General features: G+C 59.5%; 8 protein-coding genes and 2 rRNA genes (1 of these 10 running past the window's edge). 3 read left to right on the forward strand and 7 right to left on the reverse strand.

Annotated elements, in window-relative coordinates; all coding sequences use genetic code 11:
- Nucleotides 1-79: 79 nt before the first annotated feature.
- Nucleotides 80-532, reverse strand: a complete 453-nt coding sequence (rimI, locus tag AB4P96_RS28320) for a ribosomal protein S18-alanine N-acetyltransferase (protein WP_005784514.1) — start codon at nucleotides 530-532, stop codon at nucleotides 80-82.
- Nucleotides 525-1,268: a hypothetical protein gene (locus AB4P96_RS28325; protein WP_026013484.1), complete on the reverse strand. Its 744-nt coding sequence runs from the start codon at nucleotides 1,266-1,268 to the stop codon at nucleotides 525-527. Before AB4P96_RS28325 ends, rimI begins: the two co-directional genes overlap by 8 nt.
- Nucleotides 1,269-1,455: 187 nt before the next feature.
- On the opposite strand from AB4P96_RS28325, the gene mksB reads away from it, so the two are divergent.
- The 3 genes from mksB to mksF are packed head-to-tail and all read left to right on the forward strand — an operon-like array spanning nucleotide 1,456 to nucleotide 6,267.
- On the forward strand, nucleotides 1,456-2,733 hold the full coding sequence (gene mksB, locus AB4P96_RS28330) for an Mks condensin complex protein MksB (protein ID WP_017134535.1): 1,278 nt from the start codon (nucleotides 1,456-1,458) through the stop codon (nucleotides 2,731-2,733).
- Nucleotides 2,723-3,430: an Mks condensin complex protein MksE gene (gene mksE, locus AB4P96_RS28335; RefSeq protein ID WP_017134536.1), complete on the forward strand. Its 708-nt coding sequence runs from the start codon at nucleotides 2,723-2,725 to the stop codon at nucleotides 3,428-3,430. Before mksB ends, mksE begins: the two co-directional genes overlap by 11 nt.
- Nucleotides 3,427-6,267, forward strand: coding sequence for an Mks condensin complex protein MksF (gene mksF / locus AB4P96_RS28340; RefSeq protein WP_056859191.1), 2,841 nt, complete (start codon nucleotides 3,427-3,429; stop codon nucleotides 6,265-6,267). The genes mksE and mksF overlap by 4 nt, the downstream gene beginning before the upstream one ends.
- Nucleotides 6,268-6,437: 170 nt before the next feature.
- Here the strand turns inward: mksF and AB4P96_RS28345 are convergent, their stop codons facing one another.
- The 5 genes from AB4P96_RS28345 to AB4P96_RS28365 form a co-directional block, all read right to left on the reverse strand.
- Nucleotides 6,438-8,741, reverse strand: coding sequence for a PqiB family protein (locus AB4P96_RS28345; RefSeq protein ID WP_017134538.1), 2,304 nt, complete (start codon nucleotides 8,739-8,741; stop codon nucleotides 6,438-6,440).
- Nucleotides 8,734-9,357, reverse strand: coding sequence for a paraquat-inducible protein A (locus AB4P96_RS28350; protein WP_017134539.1), 624 nt, complete (start codon nucleotides 9,355-9,357; stop codon nucleotides 8,734-8,736). Before AB4P96_RS28350 ends, AB4P96_RS28345 begins: the two co-directional genes overlap by 8 nt.
- Nucleotides 9,344-10,003 carry a paraquat-inducible protein A gene (locus AB4P96_RS28355; RefSeq protein WP_017134540.1) on the reverse strand — a complete coding sequence of 220 codons (660 nt, stop codon included), beginning with the start codon at nucleotides 10,001-10,003 and terminating at the stop codon, nucleotides 9,344-9,346. Before AB4P96_RS28355 ends, AB4P96_RS28350 begins: the two co-directional genes overlap by 14 nt.
- Nucleotides 10,004-10,163: 160 nt before the next feature.
- A 5S ribosomal RNA gene (rrf, locus tag AB4P96_RS28360) occupies nucleotides 10,164-10,279 on the reverse strand.
- 157 nt (nucleotides 10,280-10,436) lie between these two features.
- Nucleotides 10,437-10,980: ribosomal RNA gene (locus tag AB4P96_RS28365) — 23S ribosomal RNA — on the reverse strand (it continues 2,348 nt past the right edge of the window).

The following is a 10,980-nucleotide window of genomic DNA, read 5'->3' on the forward strand; positions in this document are numbered from 1 at the left end:
TGTTTCAGCCAGACCGAGGTGATGCTATCGCAGGCAAGCCAGCTCCCACAGGGGCCGGCTTGCACATCGGGTTTATGTCTTAGTCGACCAGCGTACAAGCCATTACGACGGCATCCTCGCGCCCACCCACGGCCGGGTAGTAATCCCGGCGACGGCCGATTTCGTTGAAGCCGTAGCGCTCATACAAGCGAAACGCGCCAGTATTGCTGTCGCGCACTTCCAGGAAGCACTCCCGCGCACTGGCGGCATAAGCGCGCGACATCAGGTGTTCCAGCAGCGCCAACCCCAGGCCACGGCCCTGGTTTTCCGGTTTGACGGTGATATTCAGCAAGTGCGCTTCATCGAGGATGATCTGCACCACACCGTGGCCCACCTGCTGCTCACCTTCAAACATCAGCCAGATCTGGTACTTGCCCAGCCCATCAAGAAAAATCCCACGGGTCCAGGGATGGCTGAACGCCGCGTATTCAATCTTCAGTACGGCGTCGAGGTCCGCCTCGGTCATCGGGCGGAACGATAAAGCTTCACTCATCGGTACTTTTCCAGCGCGCCATCAGCCGGCGCATGGCTTGCCAGACATCAGCCTTACGCTGTGGCTCTTCCATTAATAATTCCAGGCCCGGCAAGGCCCATACCGAGCCCAGGCCTTCGACCTGCAGCTCGCGATACCAGGCTTCGGCATTCGCCTCACCGGCAAAACGCACGGCGGGCAGGCCGATCAGCCACAGGCACACGCACGGTTCGTCTTCCAGGCGCGCCGAGACAAAACCCTGTACAAAATCCCGTGCAGCGTCCGGGCCCTGGTCCATGTTGCCGCGCACCAGCAGCGGCCAGCGCACGGGGTCGCCGACGATTTGCGGGCTGTCGGGCAGGCCGGCGGCGCGCAGCATGTCTTTTAGCAGCATGTAGGCCGGGTCGCGGGTCTGAAAACGTTCGCCGGTGGGCAGTTCCACCAACAGCAGGCAACGCCCGGCCCGCAGTAATTGCAGGGCGAAACGTGGCGGTGGCACCACTGCTGCCTTGGCCACCGGCGCTGGCGTTTCGGCCGCCACGGGCTTGGCCACGGGTGACGGGCGCGGCACTTCAACTTTCACGCGTTCGACAGCGGGGCGAGCCTCTGGCGTGGGTTTGACCACCGCCACCGGCGCAGCAGCCTCCTCGCCCGACACCTCGAACGCCTCATAAGGCTCAAGCGCCTGCAGCAGCTCGGGCCGCGATGGGGCGGCAAACGGCAGTTCGGTGCGGGGCAGCCAGTTGACCACCTGCATGGCAGTCAAGTAAGCGCGACGTCGGGACTCGATAAGCACAGCTCGGCCACTTGTGGATAACTAAAGAGCGGGGATTCTACCGCTGTTCGGTAACAATCGCCCACTGCGCACTGACCGGCTGTGGATAAATCCCGCGCCTGATGCAGTACAATCGCGACTTTTATTCGCCAACCAGCCGGCCATTCCGATGATCGAACCCAAGCGCGTCTTGCGCGCCCTCGCCGAACACTGGGCCTTGCTTGAGCCACTGTGCGAACACTTCGACCAAGGCACCTTGAGCCTGGGCGAGCTGCGCGCACAACTGGCGGCCCAACAACTGGACAGCACGCCACAGGACATCACCAGCCTGTTGGACGTGTGGATTCGCCTGGATATCCTGGTGCCTGTCGCCAAGAGCCCGAACCGTTTCGAGCTCAATGCACAGATCCACGACTTCCTCGCCTATCTTCGCAAGGAGCACCGGCTTGGCCTGTGCCTGGAAATCGAAGCCTACCTGCGCCACCTTGAGCGTCTGGCCGGTTACATCCAGGACGCCTTTGACATCCGTGATGGCCACGACCTGGCCCGCCAACTGCGCTTGCTGGATATGCGTGTGCGGGACGTGCTGAAAAAACTCGCCAACGACGAACAAGCCCTGGCGGCCGTGGCCGACCGCGCCAAGACCAGCGACCGGCAAATCCCGTTGCGCCAGCGTTACGCCGAGGTACTGGCGACCTGGGACGAATACGTCGAACCCATGATCCAACTGGTGAACGCCGACGGCGCCTTCGAGCAAGGCGTGCGCAAGGTCGAGAATGTGCTGCTGCGCATGCTCACCGAGCAGCAACGCCTCGGCCATCTGGTCGACGACGATATGCTGCTGCGTACTCACGCGCGCATCCTCGAAATGCAAACCAGCGCCCAGCTCACCTTGCGCCATGCCCGCGAACTGCTGCTGCCGCTGCGCGAAGAAGCGCGCCGCCACAACGCCGTGACCCGTGGCGCGGCGCTGGCCTTGTCGGCCATTCGCCGTAAAGGCCTGGACGCGGTGCCGCAAGCGGCGATGCCGATGTTTACCCGGCCTCAAAGTACCTTCCTGGGCAGTGCCAGCCAGGTCGAAGCGTACGTGTATGCCCTGGCCAATTTCGAGCCGAAACCGGCGCGTTTCCCCAAGGCGCACAAATCCCACAAGGGCGAAGCCCAGCGTGCGCCGCGCACGGTCAAGGAAATGCTCGAGCGCTGCGAAGACGCGCTACCGATGCCGGACCTGATGACCTGGCTGCTGGAGCAGGAACCGGACGGCGCCACCGATGAATTGCTGTACTGGTTCTCACGGCTCTCGCGCGAAAAACGCTTCAAGCGCGAACGCCTGGAACGCCGCGATTACCACACACACGAGCACCAGGTCAGCCTGCGCTCATTCGCCCTGCTCCCGGCTGGCACCGATGCCACCGAGAATTCTGCGAGCACGCCTTATGCATCTTGATCTATCCGAACTGTCCCAGCTGGCACCGATCTTTCGCGAGCTGTTCAAGGGATACCACGTCAGCCGCCGCGACCCGGAGCTGTACGCACAACTGTCGAACTTCCAGGACCAGTACCGCACACTGTTCAAGGCCCTGGGCTTTGAGCTGGTGTGTGACACACGCGGTTTCTACTACTTCGTGCCGGACACTGCCGTGGCTGCGGCGCAGGTCAACAAGACCGCGCAACGTCTCGCGCTGTTCACCTTCATCATCGTCGAGCACTTGGCCGACCAGGGCCGCGACCCGGTCGCCGTGCTCGATGGCGGCAGCCTGGGCCGCGATGAGTTGCCGTCGTTGCTGGAAAAGTACCGCGACCTGTTTATCCAGGCCGAAGTGCAGACCCAGGAAGAGCTCGAAGAAAAGATCATGCGCCGCATGACCCAACTGGGTTTTGCCAGCGAAGACAACGGCATCTATCGCTTCCTGCCGCCGATGCACCGCTTCCTTGATGTGTGCCTGTCCGTGCAGCAGGACCGTGACCTGGCCGCCAGCGTGCACAGTGTGTTGCCATTGCCGGCGCCGGTAATCATCGATGAAGACAGCGATGAAAAACTGCTGAAAACCGATGACCCGCTGGACCTCAGCGACTTCGCAGAAGAAAGCGAAGAAGACGCCCTGGCCCGCGCCATTGCCGAAGAACAGGAGACCGACGCATGAGTAAGGAACGTTACGGCATCCGCCGCTTCGCCCTATTGAACACCGCGGGTTACAGCCTGGGCTTGTTCCCGCTGGAGGAACCGTTGTCGGTGTACGGCGCGAATAACCTGGGTAAATCTGCGTCGATCAACGCCTTGCAGTTCCCGATCCTGGCGCGTATGTCGGACATGAGTTTCGGCAAGTACACCCTGGAACAATCGCGGCGCTTCTACTTTGCCACCGACACCAGCTACATCCTCGTGGAAGTCTCGCTGCCCCACGGCCCGCACGTAATCGGCGTGGTCGGGCGCGGCCCGGGCGGTGGTTTCGGTCACCAGTTCTTTGCCTATGCCGGCAAGCTGGACTTGGCCCACTACCAGAAGAACGACACCTGCCTGCGTCAAAAAGAGCTGTTCACCAACCTTGAGCGCGAAGGCCTTAAAGCCTACGAACTCAAACCGGATGAACTGCGCCGTTTGCTGGTCGGTGGCCACACGTCAATCCCACTGGACCTGACCCTGATTCCGCTGCGTTCCACCAGCGAACAGAGCCTGAAGACCTTCCGCGCGCTGTTTATCAATCTGCTGCACATGCGCGAAATCACCGCGGCCAAGCTCAAGCAATTGTTCCTGGATGCGTTCGAACACAGCCTGCGTTCCGGCAGCGTGGACTACATCGCTGCGTGCGAAGAAGCCTTCCGTGATGTAAGGCGCATGGAGCAGGACTACAACTCGCTGGTGGCTGCCGGGCCGTTGGTTGAAGCGCTCGCCAATGGCGTGCGCTTGCGCGATGTATTGCGCGGCAAATTGCATCGCCTGTCGCCCTTGCTGGATTCGTTGCTCGGCACCTGGTCAGACTACGCCAGTGCGCGCAAGGAAGAGCTGACCATCCAGGCCGAGCACTACCGTAACGAGCAGGACGCGCTGCAAAACGATCAGCGTGGCGGTACCCAGGAGCTGATGCGCCTGGAGCGTGAAATCAGTGGCATTCAGCGTTGGTTGGGCGAGCTGTCGGTGCTTAAGCATCGCTTTGCGCTGGTGGATGACGTCAAGGTGCTGGAGCAGCAACTGCTGGCGGCCAAGGATGCCCACGATGAATTGGCGGGCGCCCTGGCGCAATCCCGTCAGTTCAGCGCTGAGGACCTGGATGAGCGCTTGCGTGACCTGGAGAAACGCCTGAAGTCGGTCAAGCAACAGCTCGACCATGCCGACAACAACAGTTACGCCAAACTGCGTGAAGAATTCTCACAACAGGACGTCGAGCGTCTGATGCGCCTGTTCAACAGTTCGTTGTTCAGTTTGCCGCTGGGCGAGCATGGCATCACGCTGGATGAGGATGGCCAGTGGGTTAAATCCCTGGAGCAGATCCTTGATGGCTTCAAGGGTGAAAAATTTGAAGTGCCGGGGCTGTCGATCGACATCTCCCATATTGAGCCACCGGCCTTGCAGGCGCTGGCCGATCGCGCGGCGTTGCGCGACCAGAAAGAGCGCCTGGAAAAAGAACTCAAGCAGCTCAAGACGCAGCAGGCCGTAGCCTCTGACCGTGCGGCGAGCAAGACCCAGACCGAAGCCCTGTACCAGCAAGTGCTGGATGCGCAGAAGGCGCTGGAAGACTTCCGTCGCGCGCAAACCCTGAGCGCGGAAGAAGGCGAGAAGCTCGAAAACCTGGCGCAGATGGAAGCCGCGCAAGATGAGTTGAAGCGCTCCAGTGATGCCTTCACCGAGCGTGTCCAGCAGTTGTCGGCCAAGCTGCAACTGGTCGGCCGTCAGATCGGCGATATGGAAGCCAAGCAACGCACGCTGGATGACGCCCTGCGCCGCCGTCAGTTGTTGCCGGCCGACTTGCCGTTCGGCACACCGTTTATGGACCCGGTCGACGACTCGATGGACAACCTGTTGCCATTGCTCAATGACTATCAGGACAGCTGGCAAGGTTTGCTGCGCGCTGATGGCCAGATTGAGGCGCTGTATGCACAGGTGCGCCTCAAGGGCGTGGCCAAGTTCGACAGCGAGGATGACGTAGAGCGTCGTCTGCAATTGCTGATCAACGCTTATGCGCACCGCACCGATGAAGCCCTGACCCTAGGCAAGGCGCGCCGTGCAGCCGTCACCGATATTGCGCGGACCTTGCGCAATATCCGCAGCGACTACGACAGCCTTGAGCACCAGTTAGCCTTGTTCAACCGCGAGATCAACAAGCGTCAGGTGTCCAACCTGCAAAGCTTCCGCATCGTGCTGGCGCCGAACAAGGAAGCCCTCAAGCATATCGACCAGATCATCCACAGTGCCGGTCAGTATGAAGAAGGCGAAACCCTGTCGGTGTTCGATCTGAGCCAGAGCGCCGAGCAGGACAACAAGAACGAAGAGGCCAAGGAATACCTGGCCCGTCTTGTGGCCGCCAACCATAACCAGTTGGGCCTCAAGGACTTGTTCGAGCTGGCATTTGAAATCACCAAGGTGCATGGCCAGCCGGTGATTCACACCGACATCGACGGCGCGGCGTCCAACGGCACCACCATGACCATCAAGGCGCTGACCAACATGTACTTGTTGCTGCACTTGATGGACCGTGACCAGGCCGGGCGCGTGCGTTTACCGTACTACCTCGATGAGGCAGCGGACATCGATGAGAAGAACCAGGCGGCGTTGCTGGAAACCAGTTTGCAGCTGGGCTTTGTGCCGATTTTGGCCAGTGTGAAGCCGCAGGTGTCCGCCCAAGTGGCGATCGACCTGGAAGGCGGCAGCGGGCCGAATGGTATCTACATTGATGAGGCGGACTGGAAGTACATCCGTCGTCATGATGTGGTGAAGGCGACGGTGAATGTGCAGGCGGATGAGCCGGAGTTGGATGAGGTTTAATCGGAGACGCTGAAATGCAAAAGGCCGCGATCTGTTTGGATCGCGGCCTTTTTTATGGGCTGGGGTTTTGCAGTCATGGTGGGGGCCTCATCGCGGGCAAGCCCGGCTCCCACAGGAGTTATGCATTCCAATGTGGGAGCCGGGCTTGCCCGCGATGGCCGCGCCGCGGTCTACTTGCCCAATGGAATCTTAGGCGCCCAGGTCAGCCACTCATCCTCAAACTTATCAAACAACGGGAACGTCTGCTGCGGTCGCGCCGCATTGCCCATGCGCTCGCCATCCGGCGTGGCAAAGGCGATACCACCGGCCACCAACGTCTCCAGAGATTCCGTGCGCACCGTCGCCCCCTTGAACAAGCCGAAGTCCAAACCAAACCCACTGCTATTCCAGAAGCGGCTGCCACTGCGCACCAGTGGTGCGTATTTAGGTTCGATCAAAATGTGGATCAGCACCCGGTCGGCGGTCTGGCCCAATTCGTAGCCGGTGACTTTGCCCACAGTGACTTCACGGTAAGTGACTGGCACGCCTTCCTTCAACGAACCACGGCGTGCGGCGCTGAGGACCAGGCTCAGGCCTTCTTGCTGGTGAACAGCCTCTGGTGGCTTGTCCAACGCGACGAAGCTCTTTTGCGGCCCGGCGTTTTTCACGGCGGGCTGCACTTCGATGTATTGGCCGGTGACCAGGGTCTCCAGGTTCGCGGTTTTCATCAGGCCCAGCTCAGGCTTGACCACCCAGAACTGGCTGCCGCTGCGCGCGATGCGATCAGCCACTTGGGTGATCCGGGCGCTGAGCAGTACCGACTGCATGTCGGCGCTGAGGTCGACGTTCTCGATCTTGCCCACGTCGAGGCCTTTGAAGCGTACGGGTGTGCCGGGGCGCAGGCCGTCGGCGCGATCAACCTTGATGGTCACCAGGGTCCCGTGCTGGTTGGCCGCGTCGCGATCGGCAAACAGGCGGAAACGCGGGATACGTTTTTTCAACGGTACATTCTGTTCCGGGGTTTCGAAGGCGATACCGCCAGCCATCAGACTGGCCAGGGATTCACTCTTCACCTGGATGCCGCCGGTGAGGCCGCCAGTCAAGGTGACGCCGCTGGCGTTCCAGAAACGCGTTGAACCGTTGACCAGGTTTTCGTATTCCTTCTCGATGTGGACGCCGATCACCAGTTGCTTGTTCTTGCGCGAGAACTGGTAGCTCTGCACCGAACCGACCTTGACCTGTTTGTAGAGGATCGGGCTGCCCACATCCAGGGAGCCTAGGTTGTCGGTGAAGAGCACCATGTGCAGGCCGGGGGAGCGTAGATCCAGTGGGGGCGCCTTGGCGCGGGCGACGTACTCACGTTGCGGTGCGCTGCCTTTGTCGCCGGGGCGGATGGCAATGTAGTTACCTTTTACCAACGCCTCCAGGCCGGTGATGCCGGCCAGGGAAATGGACGGCTTGACCACCCAGAACTGGGTGTCTTGCACCAGGTAGTCTTCGGCGAGCGGGTCGAGGGTCAGCTCGGCATGGGCGCTGGAAAGGTCCGGGTCAATCTTCAGGGTTTTCAGGCTGCCGACCTGGATGCCCTTGTACATGACCGGGGTGCGCCCGGCCTGCAGGCCTTCGAAGTCGGTGAGCTTGACCTTGACCTTGATGCCGGCGGCGGCGGCGTCGAAATCCTCATAAAGACGGAAAGGCAGACTCGGATCGGTCGGCGGGCTGTCCTTGCGATTTTCAGGGGTGGCGAACGCGATACCGCCGGCGACGATGCTGGACAGCGATTCGCTACGCACTTTTACGCCGGACAGGTTAGCGTCGATGCTGATGCCGCTGGCGTTCCAGAAACGCGTGTGTTTGCGCACCAGGCTGGCGTAAGTCGGCTCGATGTAGACCTTGATCTCGACGGTGCTCTGGTCCTCGGACAGCAGGTAGCTTTTGACCTGGCCAACCTGGATCTGTTTGTAGAACACCGGGCTGCCGCGGTTCAGTGAGCCGAGGCGATCGGCTTTAAGGGTCAGGTGCAGGCCAGGCTTGGCGTCAGATAACGGCGGCTCTTCGGAGAGCGCCTTGAATTTGCGCGTGGGCTCGCCATCGCCAGGGCTGGCGGCAATGTAGTTACCCGAGACCAGGGTTTCCAGGCCGGTGATACCGGCCAGGCTGACGCTGGGCTTTACCAGCCAGAAGCGTGTGTTGGTCTTGAGGTATTGCTCGACGTCCTTGTTCATCTCGATGGTGGCGATCACCCCGCGATTGCTGCCTTCGTCATCCAGGGCCAAGGCTTTGACCTTCCCCACCGTCATGCCTTTGTAGACCACTTCGGTTTTGTTGACCTGGATGCCCTCGCCACTTTCAAAGCGCACCTGGATCTCGATTCCCTGTTGGGAATAGGCACGCCATCCCAGCCAGCCGCCGATGATCAGCGCAATCAGGGGAAGCACCCAAATGGCCGACCAGTTAGAGGCCGGGCGGGTTTTAGCTTTAGGCAAATCACTCATGGTCGTCGTCCGACTCCGTGTTATCCCAAATCAGTCGGGGATCAAAAGTTACTGCGGCAAGCATCGTCAAGATCACCACACTGGCGAACGCTGCGGCGCCAAGGTTGGCCTCGACACTGGCAAGTCGCCCAAAGTTAACAACCGCCACCAGGATGGCGATCACGAAGATATCCAGCATGGACCAGCGGCCAATGAATTCGATAAAGCGGTACATGATAATGCGTTGTTGTGCGGACAACGGTTGGTGACGTTGCACCGAGAACAGCAATAAGCCAATGCCCACCAGCTTGAACGTCGGCACCAGAATACTGGCGATAAACACCACCGCAGCGATGGGGAACATTCCGTGCTGCACCAGCTGAATCACGCCCGCCATGATCGTACTGGGATCACCCTGGCCGAGAGAGTTGATGGTCATGATTGGCAACAGATTGGCCGGGATATACAGGATCGCTGCAGTGATCAGCAACGCCCAGGTACGCACAAGGCTGTTGGGGCGACGCGCATGGATCAGCGCACCGCAACGGGTGCACAGCTGCTCATCGGTATCCGCCTCTTGCTTGTTCAATTCGTGGCATTCGGTACAAATCAGAATGCCCGCATCAATCGCCCGCATGATCATCCTCTCCTGAAAGCGCTTGCCAGATCTGGTGGGGCGACATCACCACCTCCAGCAGTACTTGAACCACTAATAGGCTGACGAAGCAGACAAGCCCCAGGCCAATGGTGATGGAGGCCATGTCCGCGAGTTTGACGATCGCGACCAGCACGCCCATCAGGTAAACCTCCAACATCCCCCAATCCTTCAGGTGATGGTAAATGCGGTAAAGCAACAGCCCATAACTGCGGCCGATGTTCCAACGGATACTGAGCAACACCGCCAATTGGCAGAGCAGCTTGAGCAGGGGAATGCCCATGCTGCACAGGAACACCACGGCTGCGACACCTTGCATGCCGGTATCGAACAGACCTACCACGCCGCTCCATACGGTGTCCTGCGAAGACTGCCCGAGAAGATTGAGCTGCATGATGGGTAAAAAGTTCGCGGGGATGTACAGCAACAGTGCAGCCAGCACCAAAGCGAGGCTTCGCTCAACCACGTTGTGGCGGTGAGCGTAAAGCTCGTAACCGCAACGTGGGCATTGGGCTTTTTCACCGAGGGCGAGTGCGGGTTTGCGCATCAGCAAGTCGCACTCATGGCATGCCACCAGATCCTCAAGTGGTAACTGCGACACCTCGACGGTATCAACCGGATCGGGCATAGATAGGGCTCGAACTCTAAAAAAGGTTAGGTGCCTATTCTAATGGTCTGGTTCAGAAATAACTGTGCAAATTTGTCGGCAGCTTTGGACCGGTTTGGGTTTTCGACCGCCCAAAACAAAACCCCTGATTGCGTTAGCAATCAGGGGTTTCGGAATTTAATCTTGACGATGACCTACTCTCACATGGGGAAACCCCACACTACCATCGGCGATGCATCGTTTCACTACTGAGTTCGGGATGGGATCAGGTGGTTCCAATGCTCTATGGTCGTCAAGAAATTCGGGTACTGAGTCGTAGCCAAATGGCTTCGCTTCAGCAAATTGGGTATGTGACAGCTTTCGGTGTTTTGTGAGCGTCGAACTTTCGGTTCATCTCGTCTTCACACACCGCAATCTGATGCTCTTTCGAGTAGTCAAATTGCTTGGGTGTTATATGGTCAAGCCTCACGGGCAATTAGTATTGGTTAGCTCAACGCCTCACAGCGCTTACACACCCAACCTATCAACGTCGTAGTCTTCGACGGCCCTTCAGGGAACTCAAGGTTCCAGTGAGATCTCATCTTGAGGCTAGTTTCCCGCTTAGATGCTTTCAGCGGTTATCTATTCCGAACATAGCTACCCGGCAATGCCACTGGCGTGACAACCGGAACACCAGAGGTTCGTCCACTCCGGTCCTCTCGTACTAGGAGCAGCCCCTCTCAAATCTCAAACGTCCACGGCAGATAGGGACCGAACTGTCTCACGACGTTCTAAACCCAGCTCGCGTACCACTTTAAATGGCGAACAGCCATACCCTTGGGACCGGCTTCAGCCCCAGGATGTGATGAGCCGACATCGAGGTGCCAAACACCGCCGTCGATATGAACTCTTGGGCGGTATCAGCCTGTTATCCCCGGAGTACCTTTTATCCGTTGAGCGATGGCCCTTCCATACAGAACCACCGGATCACTAAGACCTACTTTCGTACCTGCTCGACG

The organism is Pseudomonas sp. B19125 (genome assembly GCF_044218855.1).
Classification (GTDB): Bacteria; Pseudomonadota; Gammaproteobacteria; order Pseudomonadales; family Pseudomonadaceae; genus Aquipseudomonas; species Aquipseudomonas edaphica.